Raw genomic sequence first — 17,302 nt, forward strand, 5'->3', positions numbered from 1 at the left:
CCGCGCCCGGTCAATCACTTGCCGCCAACGGGCAACTCAACATGCCGCGCCCGGTCATTTCTAACTTGCCGTTGACAGAAGGTGATCCCCTCTTGTTTTCGCGTCTCGGGGTTACGCCAGCGGACCGTAAAAGATGACGATCCGTCCGATTTTTTGCGCTCCCAAATGCTGGCCATAGCCAAAATTCTAGGCTTCGTGTGCACAGAAAACGAGTTTCTGTGCACACTCACAAGCCTAAAACCGCTCTGACGCGAAGATTGAATTCGCGTCAGAGTCCGCTGCTGCGGTCAGCTAAAGCGGTCGAGGGTCACTTGGTAGCCCATGGTTTCGAGCTGGTGGACCGCCCGGCTCTTTGCCCGTTCCGGCTGTAAACGGGTGTAGAAATCGCTGCCGGGGTCCTCGTAGAGGGTCCCGTCCATGCCCATGTGCCATATCGAGACGAGCATTTTGTGCTGGATCGCGACGTTTGCCTTCTGCGGACCCCGCCGGGAAGCGATCCGACGGTATCGGGCGCCGAGGTAGGTTGTCGGGTTCTGTGCACAGGCCATTGCCGCGGCGCCAAGGGCTCCTTGGAGGTAGGGGTTGCCTGGACGGGTCCTGGTGGATTTGACCCGTCCAGCGGACTCGTTACTGCCCGGGGTCGTGCCGGCCCAGGATGCAAGGTGGCCGGGTGTGGGGAATCTGGACATGTCCCCTCCGATTTCGGCGATGATCACCTCGGCGGTCAAGACGCTGATGCCGGGAATGGTGGTGATCAGCTCTCGGAATCCTTGAAAGGGTTTGATCACCGCTTGGATACGCGCGGTGATGTCCTCGATCGCGGCCGAGTGCCGGTCGATCAGGTCCAAATGCACCTGGGCGAGGAACGCGTGGTGCTCGCTGAACTGGCCGGTCAGCGCCTCGATCAGCTCCGGGATCTTCGAGCGCAGCCGTCGCTTGGCCAGCTCCGCGAGGACGGAGGGGTCGCGCTGGCCCTCGATCAGGGACTCGAGCATCAGCCGTCCGGAAACACCGGTGATGTCGGAGGCCACCGCGGAGAGTTTGATCCCGGCGTCTTCGAGGAGTTTCTCGAGCCGCTGGATCTCACGGCCTCGTTCACGGGTGATCGCGGTCCGGGCCCTGGTCAGGTCCCGTAATCTACGGATCGGCTCCGGTGGAACAAACGAACCGCGCACCAGGCCGTGCGCACCGAGCTGAGCTAACCAGGTGGCGTCGGAGACATCGGTTTTGCGGCCTGGAAGATTCTTCACGCGCCGGGCGTTGACCAACATCACCTCGACGCCCGGCAGGTCTTCGAGCAGGTAGTAGAAGGGCTTCCAGTAGTCTCCGGTCGCTTCCATCACCACACAGGTGACCCTCTCAGCGGCAAGGTGTTCTCGCAATGCGAGGATCTGGTTGGTCATCGAGGCCCAGGTCGTCACTGTCTCGGTTGTTTTGCGACGCCCTGACGCGGCGATCCGGACACAGACCTTTGCGTCCCTCTTGGAGATGTCGAGCCCGGCACAACGGACATGGACCACTTCCATGGCTACTTCCTCCTCCATATCAAACAGGACCATCACTGATGTCCGTCGCGGGGAGGGCAGGGAGAAAAGGTAAGTCTGACGCTCGTGCTCGAAGGCAACAATCCACGGTTCCCGTGGAGCCCATCCACCACCATGCTGACCTACAGGCTCAGCGGCACTACAGAGCAATCGGGGTCGACCACGACGGACCCTTTCAGTGTGCGCCACGTAGGCGAGCAACGACCACAGACCAGCCGCTGCCAAATCTTCGCGCACCACGGCGCGCCCAGGAACGAAGGCGCCGCATTGCTGACCTGCGACAACATTGTGCCCGAGGTGGGACTCGAACCGCATTCCAGGCCGCGGAAACACAGGGAACTCCCGAAAACGTACCGAGTACGGCCCAATCCGACCGATATACGACCCAGTCCGACAGCAAAAGTGTTGACACTGTCAACAGCCCGCATCCGCCCCTAGGACTCCCCCGAACCAAACGCCAGAGAGTTCCAGCCATCAGCTTGGGACCGCTCCGCGGGACCTAGCGTCGAATCAGATGTTTTTCGATCACGATGGCGCTGCGCTGCAAATCGATCTCACCGGCGGCCACGCCCACCACCAGGTCGAAGCCCTCGTCGGAGTCGAAGTCGTGCCGGTAGCCGTTGATCCAGAGCAGGAGCACCATGAGTGTCCAGGCGGTGCGCTTGTTGCCGTCGATGAGCGGATGAAACCTGGCCACGGACTCCAGGAGCGCCGCGGCCTTCATGGCCAGTTGAGGATAGGCTTCAGTGCCCATGACCGTCGTAGCGGGGCGCGCTAGAGCGGAGGCGAGCAGCCCGATGTCACGGATATGGAACCCGTACCGGTCGATCACCTGCAATGCGTCCTCGATTTCGAGGTACAAACTCATGCATCCTCAAGGCGTTTGAGCAGCTCCGCGTCATGGCTCATCACGAAATCCAGACCCTCACTGATCTCGCGACGGCGGCCGTGCCGTTGCAGGACCAGCTCGGCTCCCTGGAGAAGCAGCGCGGACTTGGACGTATGCTCCTCGGCGGCAAGCTCATCGAGACGGCGGTCGAGGTCTTCGGGAACACGTAAATTCATAGCCATACCCCATGGTACCAAATCAGTACCAAAGAGGCTTGAGAAAAGGAGACTCGAACTCCTGACCTCTTCTCATGGAAGGGCATATTTCGCGTCCGCCAAAGGCTTGTGTTGGCTTGAGAATTCTCGGAATCTAGCGGTTTTCTCTGCGATGCTGAGCCTCTGACATGTCAGCGTTTTTCATCATTTCCGTGGGGTAAACGTGTGGCGGACAGTGCCGCCGATCATGCCATCGAAGTGTTCGGGTCGATACCCGCGTAAATGCGATCAGCTTCGTCATAACGCTCAACGTCTCGTAACTAATGGTTAGCACGACTTTTCAACCCCAGAGGTTCAACACATGCTTGTGAGAATCGCCGGCTCGCTTCGCTCCGCTGCTCCTTCCCGACACGAGAACGCGACCGTCGAGACGCCTCGGACCCATAGGGATACAAGACGTCCGTCAATCATCCTTGGAAAGCGTGTAATCCCAGCTTTAGTTGCGAGCGCCCCTGCGGGCCTGGAATCTGGTCGCTTCCCCGAATTCTAGGGGTTTTTGCAGTCAACGACAGGCGATGATTTGTCGTTTTGCAGTTGATTCAGGTGAGTTAAAGGTGAGCCGGTTGCAATGACCGTAGATGACCGGTAAACGAACATCCAAGCGCGGAGCGGAACTGGCGATGGCGGATGCTACGTTAACATAGGTCGATACTCCCATTTCCTGTCGATCAGAAATGACCAGGTAACCCGACCTGCCAGGACCCCTAGTCAACGGATTCTGCCTCCATGTGGATGGGGCCAGATGCGAGACTACGAAGCGGCGGTCGACGACAGGTTTTGGTTGGCGGCCTGCCGCAGCAGGCACTGGAGAGAGCAAGCATCAGCCTGAACGTGACGTTTTTCACCCAAGGCGGGTGAATTGGTCTCCGTGTTTTCCGGGTCGCCGCGATGGATGGGAGTCGCTGCGGCGTTCCCGATCAAGGGGTCGAGGAGGGCGATCGTGGAGGCCATGTCGACCGTGGGATCCAGAAGCCATTGGATCTGCAGTCCATCGAACGCCGCCACCCTCACCGCCCAGGAGAACCGGGCCCGCGAGGTCATCGAGGGACAGAAGACGGCCCGGACCCCTCGTTTCGTCAAGACCACAGGCGGGAAACCCAGCCTGGATGAGGCATCGCTGGCACGGGCCAGGGGGACGCGACAGCGTCTAGAGGAAGCGGGAGCCCCTCCGACCAATGGAAGGGCTCCCCTTTTGTCCAGATTTCGGAGGCCGGTCGTCGCGTCACTGTAGCCGCATCCAAAGATTTGAATGCACGGGTGCCTGCCGCACTGGCTTTTCGGGATTGCTTCGAAAGCTTTGACAGGTTCTCGTCTGGGTGCCGGCTATTTGACGACGAAGAGCCCCGTCAGAACCATTTCGACTACCGCCGCAGGTAGGTGCTCGGCTGGGTGTCATGACCGTGGCGTGAGGACAAGACTGCGGTAAGAGGCCTGGCCCATTTGAAGTTCGGGACCTGCTTTGCCAAGAAGGCCTCAATGCCGATCTCTGGTTCCCCGCTGGTGGCCATTTCTCGCTGCCAAGCTTCGTTGATTTCCGTCAGGTTGCCGCTTTGTTCTGCTATGACGTCGACAATTTCTTTCATCGCCTGGATTGATAGCTGTGAGCGTGATGCTAGACGCTGCGCGAGACCGGTGACCTGGGTACAAAACTCCCCCTGTGGCACGACCTTAGACAGAAGGCCTAGATCCAGGGCTTCCGCGGCCGTCACGAAATCTCCACTGAATAGCAGGTACTTTGCTGTTGCAGGTCCCGCCAGACGGACGAGTCGTTCAATTCCCGACAGCGGGTAAATGATGCCCACTTTTGCCGGGGTTATGCCAAGGACAGCGCGGTCTGAGGCTACGCGTATGTCGCAGGCTCCCGCGATCTGCCACCCGCCGCCCATGCAGTATCCGTCAATAGCGGCGATCGTAGGTTTGTGAAATCTAGCCAGTACCTCTTCTCCTGCCGTGAGGTGACCGCCATCGTGTCGACCTGTTGCCGGGTCATGCAGGATTTCTTTGAGGTCAGTGAGGTCAGCGCCGGCGGAAAAGTTGTTCCCAGCTCCACGCACCACGACGACTTTCACGGTTTCATCAGCACCAAGTTCGGCCAGCAGCGGCGCGAACTGCTGCCACATCGTCTTCGACATGGCGTTGCGCTGGCGTTCATTGTCGAGAACGATCGTTGCTATTTCCCCGTCGTATTCGACTCGAAGAGACCCTGCCGGGGGCACTTTCCGCTCCCTGCTCATGCCTGTACCGCTTCGCCGACAGCTGCTTGATGAACGATCCCTGCGTGAATCAGTCCTTCGATCTGCTCCTCGGAGAGTTGCAAACCAGACAAGACCCGACGGGTATCCTCTCCGAGGGCTGGCGGCGCCTTACGTACCGGCGTCGCTTCTCCGTTGACTGACAAAGGACCCCGCAACAGAGGCAGCTCGCTCCCATCGCTGCGACGCAGGCGCTTGACCATATCGAGTTCTCGTATCTGGGCGTCCTCGAAAACTTGGCGGTAGTTATAGATGGGTCCCGTGGGAATTCCTGCCATTCGGAAGTCTTGGATCCATTTCAAACCCGACTCACAGGCTAGTAATTCTTCGATTTGAAGTTGTAGGGATTCTCTATTGGCTGCACGGGCCACGCCGGTCGCAAAGTGGGGTTCATCGGCCAATTCCGGGGCGTTAAGCAGGGCGCATAGCTGCCGCCATTGTTTTTCGGTACCTACTGCGATGATCACCGGAATGTCTGCTGTCTTGAAGACGCCATATGGTGAAAGCACTGGATGATCGTTGCCCTGAGGCTGTGGCACCTCGCCAAGACTTAGAAACCGCTGGCCCTGGAATGCGGAAATTGCAAGCCCTGCTTCAAGGAGGGAAGTCGACACTTCCATGCCGATTCCCCTGCGTTCCCGGCTCGCCAGGGCTGTGGCGACTCCAAAGGCCGTAAAGACGCCGGCAAAGATGTCTATAACGGGAAGTCCGGCACGACACATGGTGTCTGCGTCCATGCCGGTAACCGACATCAGTCCGGTCATACCCTGGGCCACTTGGTCCAGTCCCGCCGCCTGGCTCAGCGGGCCCGTGGAGCCGAATCCGCTCACAGACGCAATGATCAATTCGGGTCGTTCAGAACGTAGTTCCTTGGGATCAAATCCCATTTCTGCCAAGACTCCAGGGCGAAAGTTCTCGATAAGCACATCCGCTTCGTCGATCAGCTGACGCAGCAGGGACTTCCCTTTGTCGCTGTAGAAATCCACGGCAATCGAGGACTTACCGCGGTTGGCGCTATCAAAATACAGGCTGTGCTTGTCCTCAAAGGGTGGCCACGACCTGCTTGAGTCTCCACCCTTGATGCTCTCTACTTTGATGATTGTGGCCCCCATGTCGGCTAAGAGTGCCGTTGCAAAGGGCCCCGCCAGGGCGCGGCTGAGGTCGACGACGATAACACCTGAAAGTGGGGCAACGGTGTTTTCCACTTTAGACACCCAGCCTTACGTTGATTTGCTTAGTCTGGGTGAACCCGGCAAGCATGCCCTCCAAGGACACCTCGCGGCCGATACCACTCTGTTTGTAACCGCCGTATGATTGACCGACGACCTGGCCTCCTCCTTGGTTGATCTGCACCCAGCCCGCTTCAACGCGATGAGCTGTCTTGAGTGCGCTTTCAAGGTTGTGGCTCCAGATGTACGCGGCAAGGCCGAAGTGAGAGTCATTGGCCATGGCCACGACCTCGTCGACTTTCTTCCAAGGAATAGCTACGAGGACGGGGCCGAAGATCTCCTCCCGGGCCAGCCGGAAATCGTTGCGCGCGCCACTGAATACAGTTGGGAGATGGAAATAGCCCTCGGTCAGCGGCCCGGACGTTGGTAAATCACCCCCCAGTGACACGGCCAACTCCGGATGGTTTCTACCTTCATGCAGGTATGTGGCAATCTCCCGGAACTGTCCAGCGTTTATGATGGCCCCCATGTCCGTGTTCTCATCAAGTGGGTCGCCAACCTTCAGCTGGCTAAGGCGCGCCACAAGCCGATCAAGGACCTCCTCGTATACATCTTCGTGAAGAAACAGTCGTGAACCGGCGGTGCAGCTCTGACCTTGGCGCGTAAAACGTGAGGCGGCCAGAAGGCCGTCGACAAGGTCGTCATCTACAGCGTCCGGAAAGACGATGGATGGGTTCTTTCCCCCAAGCTCAAGGGATACATGGGCTAGTCTTTCACCTGCCTGTTGTGCCACACCGCGGCCCACTTCAGTAGAACCCGTAAACGAGACTTTATTTACGCCTGGATGTGCAGAAAGCGCTTGGCCGATCACCGACCCGCGGCCGGTGAGGGCGTTGAGCACGCCTGCGGGCAGGTGCTTGTTGCAGATCGCGGCAAGCAGCAGGATCGTCAACGGAGCGTCATCGGCAGCCTTCAATATGACTGTGTTACCTGCGGCCAGCGCCGCAGGAACCTTAAATCCGGCAATCATCAGAGGTGAGTTCCACGGCAAGATACAGGCAACAACACCGAGCGGCTCAAGCCTGGTGTACTGGAGCTGATTGTCTCCCGCCGGCAGGGTCGTGCCCTTGACTTCACCCGCCACACCCGCAAAGTAGCGGAAAAGGGATACCAAACTGGCCACCTCGGGTCGCGCTTGGGTTCGTAGAGCGTTGCCAGTATCGAGAGCTGTTAAACGGGCAAATTCTTCTGAGCGGGCCTCGATGTCGTCGGCGATCCGGGCCAGGGCCCTGGCACGCTCAGTGAAGTGCAACGACCGCCAACCGGGGAAGGCTTTGCGAGCGGATGCGACTGCATTGTCGACGTCCTCGGTTCCGGCGGCTGGTACCTTAGCGATGGTTTGCTCGCGTACAGCCGGGTTCCTGACATCGCGCCATTGCCCGCTACGGGCCTGTGTCCGTTCGCCGTCGATCCACATCAACAGCTCTGCACCCTTGAGAATTTCCTCAATGGGACTATTTGTCATTGTTTCGGTCATGCTTCCTCATGTTTAAGTTTTCGGGTGAACCAGTCCAACAGGCAGCGATGGCGTAATGGACGGGCCTCATCGGTGGCTAAATACGGGAGAACGTTTGGCAACGAAGGCCTGCATTCCCTCTTTTTGGTCCTCGGTCGGAAAGCATGAATGGGCAAGACGGCGCTCGGTGTTCACGCCTTCGGCGAGGGACATCTCGAAGGCAGCGTTGACAGCTTCTTTAGCCATCAACACCACCGGGTTCGACATGCTAGCTATCGATTCAGCGGCTGCCAATGCCTCCGCCAGAAGTTCAGCCGCAGGCACAACACGCGCCACGAGTCCAGACAGTTGTGCTTCGTCGGCGCCCATGATTCGTCCAGTGAGTACCATTTCCATGGCCTTGGCCTTACCCACGGCCCTGGTTAGCCGTTGGGTGCCACCCATGGCGGGAATGACGCCAAGTTTGATTTCCGGCTGACCGAACTTGGCGTTGTCGGCTGCGATGATGAAGTCGGCGATCATTGCTAGCTCACATCCGCCGCCAAGTGCGTGACCTGCCACTGCTGCGATGAGCGGGATCCGAACTTTCGCCAGCTCATCCCACTCGGAGAAGAACTTCTGCGTGTACATGTCCATGTAGGTTTGCGGTGCCATCTCTTTGATGTCCGCTCCCGCCGCGAAGGCGCGGTTCGAACCCGTGATGATGATTGCTCCGACACCTGGGTCCTGATCGAAAGCTTGTGCAGCACGAAGAATTTCGACGCCCATCATGGAGTCAAGAGCATTCAGAGCCTCCGGGCGGTTCAACGTGATGACGCCAACGCGTCCCTGCTGTTGCACGAGAATGCGTTGATACTCGGTCATACCGTTTGGTTCACTTCCTCATTTGATCGGACCCGAATTTCATCGATGATGCCGGAGAAGTCTTTACTGCTACCCTCGCCCGCAGCGAAGTGACGGTAAATTTCCGCTGCTAGCACGCCCATCCGGCCTTGGACGCCTGCAGACTTAAGTGCGTGAACCGCAAGACCGAGGTCTTTTGACATCAATGAGCCCGCGAAGCCTGGCATGAAACCCTGGTTGGCCGGACTCGATGGAACGGGGCCAGGCACAGGACAGTTAGTTGTCAATGCCCAGCACTGCCCGGAGGCGTTTGCTGCGACATCAAACAGAGCTTGGTGGGACAGGCCTAGGCGCTCACCCAGGACAAAGGCCTCAGAAACGGCGATCATGCTGATGCCCAGGATCATGTTGTTGCAGACTTTCGCGGCCTGGCCCGCGCCCGGTCCGCCGCAATGGACAATTCGTTTGCCCATGGCTTCCAGCAGCGGCTTCGCCTCGTCGAAATCGGCCATGCTCCCACCGGCCATGAAAGTCAGGGTGCCGGCCTCGGCACCAGCCGTGCCGCCTGAGACAGGAGCGTCCAAAGCCCGATGGCCGGCCATCTGTGCAAGGTTGTGCACAAGTTGAGCGTCGTCGACTGCAATAGTGGAGCAGTCGAGGAATAGTGCTCCAGGCGTAGCAGCCGCGAGTAGTCCTTCGGGCCCGCGATAAACGTCGAGCACATGCTTTCCCGCTGGGAGCATCGTTATCACAACGTCAGCGCCGCGGGCGGCATCTGCCGCAGACAGGGAGACCGCAATTCCCAGTGCTTGCGCGGTTTGGAGAGCCTGAGGCACGAGATCAAACCCGCGCACGTCATAGCCAGCCCCGGCCAAATTCGCGGCCATTGGTCCTCCCATATGGCCCAGTCCGATAAAGGCGACAGTCTTGCTCATCTGCTCAGCTCCTCATTTCTAGTTGTCTCGACAGTCCCAACTCACGCGGGCCTAGGTCGGCAAAGTATTGTTCAACATCATGTGGCGTTACATGCTCGAGTCTTGGCGTGGACCAGGAGGGAGTTCGATCCTTCTCTATGACCTGGGCCCTGATGCCTTCAGTGAAGTCTGCGGAGACCAAGGCACGCAGCGATACCCGGTATTCCTGGTCCAAAACGGCTTCCAAGGAATCCATGCCCCGGGCACGCCGCAGAGATGCCAGAGTTACCTTCAACGCGGTCGGCGATTTGGTCTGGATGCGTTCGGCTGCTTCGCGGGCGGCAGGTACATCGGACCCAAGCAGTGCCTCGACGATCTCCTCCGCACGGTCGAACGCGTAGCACGAGTCGATCCACGCGGCACTTGCGGCTAGGTCCGAGGCTGGAAACCAGCTTCGTTCGATCGAACGCACTGCTTCGTGGGCATCACTCTGAGAAAGAGCATGGGATAGCATGGGAAGATCGCCCGCGTCCACGAAATGATCGGCCAGGCCACAGGCGATGGCGTCAGGACCGGAGACGGTGCCAGCCGTTAGGGCCATGTGGGTTCCCCGCTCGCCGGGCGCGTGGGACAGCAGCCAGGTTCCTCCGACGTCCGGGATGAACCCAATGCCAACTTCGGGCATTCCCAGCTTCGTCCTTTCGGTTACAACCCTTATTGAGGCATGGGCGGACACACCGACACCACCACCGAGAACGATCCCGTCCATCAGGGCAACAATTGGCTTTGGATAACTGGCGATTAGCGCGTTGAGCCGATATTCGTCGGCCCAGAAACTGGCCGTTTCGGTGCCGCCTTGGAGTGCGTCGCGATATATTGCGACGATGTCGCCTCCTGCGCACAGTCCCCTCTCCCCCGCCCCCGAAAGCATGACGGTGCGTACGGTCTCGTCCTCAATCCAGTCTTTCAGTGCGGCGGCGATAGCGGTGACCATTCCATGCGTCAAAGCATTCAGGGCCTTGGGACGGTTCAGAATGATTCTGCCCAAGCTTCCATCGCGCCGAACAAGAACTTCGTTGCGGTACACTCCTAGGCCCCCGCTACAGTGCGACCGACGACTAGACGCATGATCTCGTTCGTTCCCTCCAGGATTTGGTGAACGCGCAGATCCCGCATGATTCGCTCCAACCCGTATTCAGCCAAGTACCCGTATCCACCGTGCAGCTGAATCGCCTCGTTGGCTGCCTGGAATCCGGCATCCGTCGCTACCTGCTTGGCCATTGCGCACAACTTGACGAGATCCGGGGCGCCGCGGTCCAACGCCTCGGCGGCCCGCCACAGCAGCGATCTCGCCGCCTGCAGGTCGGTTTCCATATCAGCCAGCCGGAACAGAAGTGTCTGCTGATTGATGAGAGGCCCCCCAAACGCCGAGCGTTCGTGAAGGTAAGCCGCTGTCTTGTCCAACGCGGATTGGCCGCCGCCCAGTGAACACGCCCCCATGTTTAGCCTGCCACCGTTGAGACCCTTCATCGCAATACCGAATCCATCACCTTCCGCGCCCAGGCGATTGGAAATCGGGACTGTGACCTTGTCAAGGATCACTTGACGGGTAGGTTGGGCGTTCCACCCCATCTTCCTTTCGTTAGGGCCGAAGGACAGTCCGGGAGTTCCGGCTGGAACAACGATGGCACTGATACCCCGGGATCCGTTGTCTGAGGTTCTGGCCATCACGACATAGATTTCCGAGGCGCCTGCCCCGGAAATGAATTGCTTGGTTCCGGATATCACATAAGAATCTCCCTCTTTGACGGCACGTGTGCTGATGGCAGCAGCATCTGACCCCGCACCGGGTTCCGTCAGGCAGTAACTGCCGAGGGATTGCATGGACGCCAATTGCGGAACCCATTTCGCGCGCTGTTCATCGTTGCCGAAAGCATCGATCATCCACACCACCATGTTGTGGATGGACATGTAGGCGGCGATGGTTGTGTCCCCTTTTGCCAGTTCTTCGAACACCAGCACAGCATCCGAGCGTGATAGTCCCGATCCGCCAAACTCTTCGGCGGCGTAAATTCCGCCCATCCCGAGGGAACCGGCCTCCGCGAGCACGTCGACGGGGAAATGTTTGGTCTCGTCCCACTTTGCGGCGTTTGGTGCTAAGGCCTCAGCCGTGAATTCGCGCACCATTTGGATGAGGGAGTGTTGATCCTCGCTGAGTTCAAACATGAGTATTCCTTTCGAAATCCGGCATGGTGGTCCGGACAGAACTAAGTGGAAGTCTCTACTTCCTAGCTAGCGGGAGACGTTGCCCAGGAGGGCTGCGATGGGGCGGAGGAATAGGGGCCGGGCGAGCATCCATGCCGCGGCGATCACCGCAATTGACGCTGCGAAGATCCAGAAACCGGCCCAGTCGCCGTCGTCTCGGGCCGCATACATATGATTCAGGTTTCGCAGAGCTCCTGTGGCGAACACCAATCCGACATGAACGACGATGAAAAGCACGAAATAGGTCATCACCGGGAAATGCACGGCTCTCGCAACTTCAACCCGGTAGAAGCGATTGAGCCCTTTCGTTGTTTTGGGCCATGCTTTGGACATGCGGAGTCCAGTCACCACGGCCAGGGGAGAGGCGACAAACACAGTAGCGAAGTAGGCGATGACCTGAAGGCTGTTGTAGTTGACCCAACCGTTCTCGGTCGGCCAGTCGAGGGATGCATATTGAAGTGCGGCGGAGACTGCGTTCGGGACTACGTCCCCGCTCGTCGGTACGATGCGCATCCACTGACCTGTGACACAAAGCAGTGCCACAAAGACGATCCCGTTGAGGAACCAGAGCACATCCAATGTCAGATGCAGCCAGAGATCGAGACTGATTTTCTGCGGGGGATTCTTTGAGCGGATGAATCCCTTGTTGTTGCGGGTCCAATGGGCCTTCGGCCGGGTAGCGGTCCTAACTTGCCAGCCAGAACGGACGATCAGCACCATGAGGAATGCGTTTAGAGAGTGCTGCCAGCCTAGCCACCAGGGGAGGCCTACCGGGGCGGTTGTCGGCAACTCCACTTGGCCGGGGTAAATAACGAGGAAGGATTCCACGGATGGCAGGGAACGGCACCACCTTGCTAGAAGCATCACAACCAAGAGAGTGCCCACTGTGCAAACCAGGGACTGAAGAATCTTAGTCTTTCTACTCTTGGTTATGGCGACCGTCTTTGCATTATTGGCCATATCCTGAGTTCCTTTCTTCCAACCCTGGAGCGCCTGGCAAGGGATCCAATTTCTACCTTCGACGTTCCTCAATAGCTGAGATGAGCTGTGGCACGACACTGAATACGTCCCCGACGATTCCGAAGTCCGCAACATCGAATATGGGAGCGTCTTCGTCTTCGTTGATGGCTACGATGCTTTGGGCGGAGTGCATACCTGCCCGATGCTGAATGGCTCCCGATATACCGAGCGCGATATAGAGCTGCGGAGACACCGAAACCCCGGTTTGTCCAACTTGGTAGGACTGGGGAACATAGCCGGCATCAACCGCGGCACGTGAGGCCCCTACCGCAGCGCCGAGGCAATCAGCGAGCTGTTCGACAAGTGCAAAGTTCTCTTTAGAACCAAGCCCTCGACCACCCGAGACCACAGTTGAGGCAGCATGCAGCGACGGGCGTTCCGACACGGCGTCGACGCGGTGTACATGTTCTATCCACGCGGGATTCCGGTCTTCGGGGCTCAACGCGAGAGTGGTCACTTCCGGCAACCTTGCCGGTGCCCGGTCATCCACCGCGCCGTGACGCAAGGTGATAATGGCCGGCACTTCGGAGGAAGTTGCTAGGACATCGAATGAACCCCCAAATACTGAATGAGCAGCGCTGGGGGTCTCATCGCGAAGTTCAACATCAACGGCGTCTGCAAGTAGGCCGACTCCTGCACGGACGGCGAAACGGGCCGCTGCGGTGCGGCCTTCCACAGAATTCGCAGCAACGACCGCAAAAGGGGAAAAGACGCTGGCGGCGCTACTCAGTGCGGCGACCTCAAGCGTGCCGAACACCTGGCCAACTTGCTCACTCTCGGCCACAAATACGTGGGAAGCTCCCATCTCACCGAGTGTAGCCGTGACGTTACTGCCGTTCCCGGGCCTGACAGTGACCACGGCAACCGGGGTGCCGAGCTTGTCGGCCGCTGCCAAGATACTTGTGGCGCTGCTTCCAATAGTTCCGTCAGAGGCCACTTCGATAAGCGCCAAAACATTCGACATGGTGATGTATTTCCTTTGCTCAGATCAGGCGGCTGGCGGTCAGGTATTCGGCGAGCTCTGCTGCGGCGCGGCCGTCGTCCTGAATCTTCTTGCCACCTGTTCGCGCGGGGCGCGCGGATGTTGCGACTACCACCGTGCCTGGCGCGGTATGTGCCAGTGCGAGATCATCCAAGGACATCGTGATCAGTGGTTTGCGTTTGGCCGTCATGATGCCCTTGAAACTAGGGAATCTTGCTTCAGCAACTCGCTCGGTAACAGAGATGACGGCGGGCAGCGACGCTCGAACGGTCATGAGCCTGTCTTCCAGGCTGATCTCGCCAGTGACTTGTTGGTTCTCAAGCTCAACGGAGTTGAGATAAGGCAATATGGGCAGGCCCAGATGCTCAGCGATCATTGAAGGAACCGCTCCACCACGTCCGTCTGTAGACTCATTGCCGGCGATTAGCAAATCAAAGCCTGTCCGCTGGGCCACTGTCGCGAGAACAGCCGCGGTCTGGGCCATGTCAGCTCCGGAAAGCTTGCCGTCAACCACATGCACCGCCGAGTCCGCTCCCATAGACAATGCCTTACGCAGAGTTTGAGAAGCCTGCTCTGGGCCCATTGTCACGGCAACGACCTCAACGCCCTTGTTATCGCCGTCCTTATGACGCAAAGCAACCTCAAGGGCGCGCTCGTTGATTTCGTCGACAATGCTTTCGCTGGCCGACCGGTCCAAGAGCCCGGTTGACGGATCGAGCAGTCGCTCTTCGCTTGTGTCCGGCACATGCTTCACCAAGACAATGATTTTCATGGAACCGTTCCTCCGCTTCCGCGTAAATTAGACGTTTTCACAAAAGATACTTGGACATCCAAGTATCTACTAGGTAGTCCTACGATTTCTCGATGGGCGCTCTCAGGCCGCCCTTGGCCATCTCGCCCCGATGCGGAGCTTGAGACACCGGCCTTGGACGCGGTCCCGGCGCCGGTTGAAAAAACATGCTTGGAGATGCCCTGGGATCCCTCAATACACCCCGCCTACACCACTTCCAGATGGCTTGGCCGGGGTAGTTCAAATGAAAGTGACCCACCCTCGCGCACTGGTCACAGCGCACTATAACCCCGACGGAGCTGGTGATTTGTGAGATCAGGCCGGGACGGCTTGATGAACTTTATAGACGTCGACAATTCTGTCGAACAGTTTCCTGATCTGTTCGAGCTCGGCATCGTTGGGGATGTAGGCAATCAGTGACACGCGCAGCAACATCTCCTCCGACCCCTTGAATTCGCTGGCATCAGGTTCTACGAAATCTGCCATGATTTGCCGAACGTCGACCTGCCGACGGTTGAGTTGCAGAAGGATTCGATTGAGCACGTTCAGGACCGGAGCGGCAAATATGGTTATCTCCAGGAGCTGAGGATCATCTAGATCTTGCTCGTGTGCAACGGGTAGGCGTGTCTCGATCATGAGAGGGTAAACGCTTCGCTCGGGTCGGTCAGCAGGCGACCGAGGGTGCTTAGCACCTTTGATCCCAATTCGCCGTCGACGAGTCGATGATCAAATGAGAGTGCCAGCTGGGTAACTTTCCGTGGTACGACACACCCGTCGACAACCCATGGCATGTCTCGAACGTTTCCGAACGCCAGGATGGCGGCTTCGCCAGTGTTGAGGATGGGCGTCCCTGTATCCACTCCAAGTGCACCGATATTCGTGATGGTGATCGTCCCCTTCGACATCTGCTCAGGGGTGGATTTGCCAGCTCGCGCTGTAGCAACGAGCGTCTCAATTTCATTGGCTAACTCGAGGAGGGTCAGGTCTTGGGCCTCCTTGACGTTTGGCACAATCAGTCCCCGCGGTGTTGCAGCGGCCAGACCGAGATTCACGTAATCGGGCAGCACGATTTCCTGGGCGCCCTCGTCCCAACGGGCGTTGATCCCGGGGAAACGGCGGATGGTTAGAAGGAGCGCCCGCGCGACAAGTACCAGCGGGGTGAGCCGCACACCTCTCCATGCGTGGTCTGCTTTGAGCCGGTCAAGCAGATCCATCGTCATCGTCACATCAATGGTGAGGAACTCAGTCACGTGCGGGGCCGTGAAGGCGGACTGAACCATGGCGGCAGCAGTCGCCCTGCGGACACCCTTTATAGGGATGCGTACCTCGCGACGGTGGTTGTGTCCTTCTGAGCCGGATCCGGCGGTTGATTCGGGCCGGGAAGCTAGTTCAACATCGCTCCGGCTGATAATGTCGCCCGATGATGGTCTGACTTTGGACAGGTCCACCCCCAGTTTTCTGGCCAAAGCGCGAACTGGTGGCTTTGCACGGATCGCCTGCGGGACTGGCGCCATCTCGGTCACCTGTGGCAAAGAACGAGATTTTCCGAGTCGGACCGTTCTGGCGACGGCTGGCTTTGGCCCGGTGCCTACAAGTACGAGAGGTTGCTCTTCAGTTGTAGAAACATCTGCCGTGTCCTCCATGGACGGGTGATCAAGGACTGAAGTCGCCGTCGACGCCAATGGATCAACGATTGTTACGATCACCGTTCCTACGCCAACTGTCACGCCTGGTTCAATGTGAATCGCCTTAATCACGCCATTGACTGGCGACGGCAACTCCACAACGGACTTGGCAGTCTCGATCTCGACCAACGTCTGGTTGACAGCTACCTCGGCGCCAACGGTGACGTGCCAGGCCAAGATTTCCGCCTCAGTTAGGCCCTCCCCCACATCTGGAAGCTTGAAATCAATCACTGAGGTCTCCTAGTAGTTAAGGCTGGCATCGATCGCTTCCAGCACACGGTCAACGTCGGGCAGAAATTGGTTTTCCATGTGCGCTGGCGGGTAGGGGAGGTTGTATGAGCCGACACGAAGGACGGGGGCCTCCAGATCGTAAAAACAGTCCTGAGTAATTTGGGCCGCAATCTCGGCGCCGATTCCGAGGAACGTTGAAGCCTCATGAACAACGACAAGCCGATGCGATGTTGCCGCTGCCTTGCGCAGCGTGGCCATATCAAGCGGAGCAATGCTGCGCAGGTCTACTACGCCGACCGAGACCCCGTCTTCTGCGGCCGCCTCAGCGGCAGCAAGCGCCGTCGCCAGGCTTGGACCGTGTGCCACGAGCGTGCAATCGGTTCCTTCACGTCGAATGGCAGCGTCATGCATGGAAAGGGAAGCCGTATCGTTGATCGTTCCCTTATCCCAATAGCGGCGTTTGGGTTCATAGAAAATTACGGGATCGTCACACGCAATCGCCTGCTGGATCATGTGGTGGGCATCGTCAGGCGTGGCACAGGATACGACCCGGAGACCTGCCGTGTGAGCGAAGTAAGCTTCATTGGACTCCGAATGGTGTTCGACCGCTCCAATTCCGCCTCCGGCGGGGATTCGAATCACCAAGGGAAGCTTCAGCCGTCCTTGAGACCTGGCGCGCATTTTGGCTAGTTGACTAACGATTTGGTCGAAGGCCGGGTACACGAAGCCGTCAAATTGAATCTCACAAACCGGGCGATAGCCGCGCAGGGCCAATCCGATTGCCGTTCCTACGATTCCTGACTCAGCCAGTGGAGTATCGACTACCCGCTCCGGGCCGAAAGTCGCTGAAAGTCCGTCGGTTACGCGGAAGACTCCTCCAAGAGTTCCGATGTCCTCGCCCATGACAACGACGCGCGGGTCTCGTTCCATGGCTGCGCGCAAACCGGAGTTGAGGGCAGCCCCCAATGAAGAGGTAGTAGCCATTCG

Annotated in this window: 17 protein-coding genes; all 17 read right to left on the minus strand. The window is 58.5% G+C overall.

The genetic code is table 11. From position 1 onward, the window contains the following. Positions 1–287: 287 nt before the first annotated feature. The 17 genes from AC3WJM_RS17185 to AC3WJM_RS17265 all read right to left on the minus strand — a co-directional run bounded on the left by AC3WJM_RS17185 (position 288) and on the right by AC3WJM_RS17265 (position 17,299). Positions 288–1,526: an IS110 family RNA-guided transposase gene (locus AC3WJM_RS17185; RefSeq protein ID WP_492272489.1), complete on the minus strand. Its 1,239-nt coding sequence runs from the start codon at positions 1,524–1,526 to the stop codon at positions 288–290. A 517-nt stretch (positions 1,527–2,043) separates the two neighbouring features. After that, entirely contained in the window at positions 2,044–2,412 is a 369-nt protein-coding gene (locus AC3WJM_RS17190; RefSeq protein ID WP_284990456.1) for a type II toxin-antitoxin system death-on-curing family toxin, read from the minus strand. After that, entirely contained in the window at positions 2,409–2,615 is a 207-nt protein-coding gene (locus tag AC3WJM_RS17195) for a ribbon-helix-helix protein, CopG family (RefSeq protein WP_492272481.1), read from the minus strand. The genes AC3WJM_RS17190 and AC3WJM_RS17195 overlap by 4 nt, the downstream gene beginning before the upstream one ends. Before the next feature lie 783 nt (positions 2,616–3,398). Then, positions 3,399–3,653: a hypothetical protein gene (locus tag AC3WJM_RS17200; RefSeq protein WP_492272490.1), complete on the minus strand. Its 255-nt coding sequence runs from the start codon at positions 3,651–3,653 to the stop codon at positions 3,399–3,401. A gap of 356 nt (positions 3,654–4,009) precedes the next feature. Continuing rightward, on the minus strand, positions 4,010–4,864 hold the full coding sequence (locus AC3WJM_RS17205; RefSeq protein WP_492260237.1) for an enoyl-CoA hydratase/isomerase family protein: 855 nt from the start codon (positions 4,862–4,864) through the stop codon (positions 4,010–4,012). 14 nt (positions 4,865–4,878) lie between these two features. After that, positions 4,879–6,105, minus strand: a complete 1,227-nt coding sequence (locus AC3WJM_RS17210; RefSeq protein WP_492272482.1) for a CaiB/BaiF CoA transferase family protein — start codon at positions 6,103–6,105, stop codon at positions 4,879–4,881. 1 nt (position 6,106) lies between these two features. Beyond that, positions 6,107–7,606 carry an aldehyde dehydrogenase family protein gene (locus AC3WJM_RS17215; RefSeq protein ID WP_492260239.1) on the minus strand — a complete coding sequence of 500 codons (1,500 nt, stop codon included), beginning with the start codon at positions 7,604–7,606 and terminating at the stop codon, positions 6,107–6,109. 66 nt (positions 7,607–7,672) lie between these two features. Next, complete coding sequence (locus AC3WJM_RS17220; protein WP_492260240.1) at positions 7,673–8,449, minus strand: enoyl-CoA hydratase; 777 nt, start codon at positions 8,447–8,449, stop codon at positions 7,673–7,675. Next, the gene (gene mmsB, locus AC3WJM_RS17225; protein WP_492260241.1) at positions 8,446–9,363 is read right to left on the minus strand and encodes a 3-hydroxyisobutyrate dehydrogenase; all 918 of its coding nucleotides are present in this window, start codon (positions 9,361–9,363) and stop codon (positions 8,446–8,448) included. The genes AC3WJM_RS17220 and mmsB overlap by 4 nt, the downstream gene beginning before the upstream one ends. A 4-nt stretch (positions 9,364–9,367) precedes the next feature. After that, positions 9,368–10,429, minus strand: coding sequence for an enoyl-CoA hydratase/isomerase family protein (locus tag AC3WJM_RS17230; protein ID WP_492260242.1), 1,062 nt, complete (start codon positions 10,427–10,429; stop codon positions 9,368–9,370). Between the two features lie 2 nt (positions 10,430–10,431). After that, positions 10,432–11,568 carry an acyl-CoA dehydrogenase family protein gene (locus tag AC3WJM_RS17235; protein ID WP_492260243.1) on the minus strand — a complete coding sequence of 379 codons (1,137 nt, stop codon included), beginning with the start codon at positions 11,566–11,568 and terminating at the stop codon, positions 10,432–10,434. Positions 11,569–11,634: 66 nt separating this feature from the next. Further along, positions 11,635–12,567: a cytochrome b/b6 domain-containing protein gene (locus tag AC3WJM_RS17240; RefSeq protein WP_492272483.1), complete on the minus strand. Its 933-nt coding sequence runs from the start codon at positions 12,565–12,567 to the stop codon at positions 11,635–11,637. Between the two features lie 52 nt (positions 12,568–12,619). After that, positions 12,620–13,591 carry an electron transfer flavoprotein subunit alpha/FixB family protein gene (locus AC3WJM_RS17245; protein WP_492272484.1) on the minus strand — a complete coding sequence of 324 codons (972 nt, stop codon included), beginning with the start codon at positions 13,589–13,591 and terminating at the stop codon, positions 12,620–12,622. Between the two features lie 19 nt (positions 13,592–13,610). Next, positions 13,611–14,381 (minus strand): electron transfer flavoprotein subunit beta/FixA family protein, encoded by a 771-nt coding sequence (locus AC3WJM_RS17250; RefSeq protein ID WP_492260246.1) that lies wholly within the window; start codon positions 14,379–14,381, stop codon positions 13,611–13,613. A gap of 333 nt (positions 14,382–14,714) precedes the next feature. Then, a complete protein-coding gene (locus AC3WJM_RS17255; RefSeq protein WP_492260247.1) occupies positions 14,715–15,035 on the minus strand; it encodes a hypothetical protein in 321 nt (106 codons plus the stop codon). After that, positions 15,032–16,315 carry a dihydrolipoamide acetyltransferase family protein gene (locus AC3WJM_RS17260; RefSeq protein WP_492272485.1) on the minus strand — a complete coding sequence of 428 codons (1,284 nt, stop codon included), beginning with the start codon at positions 16,313–16,315 and terminating at the stop codon, positions 15,032–15,034. Before AC3WJM_RS17260 ends, AC3WJM_RS17255 begins: the two co-directional genes overlap by 4 nt. Before the next feature lie 9 nt (positions 16,316–16,324). After that, the gene (locus tag AC3WJM_RS17265) at positions 16,325–17,299 is read right to left on the minus strand and encodes an alpha-ketoacid dehydrogenase subunit beta (RefSeq protein ID WP_492260249.1); all 975 of its coding nucleotides are present in this window, start codon (positions 17,297–17,299) and stop codon (positions 16,325–16,327) included. Positions 17,300–17,302 lie beyond the last annotated feature (3 nt).

Source organism: Arthrobacter sp. FW306-1B-G06A, from assembly GCF_058781765.1.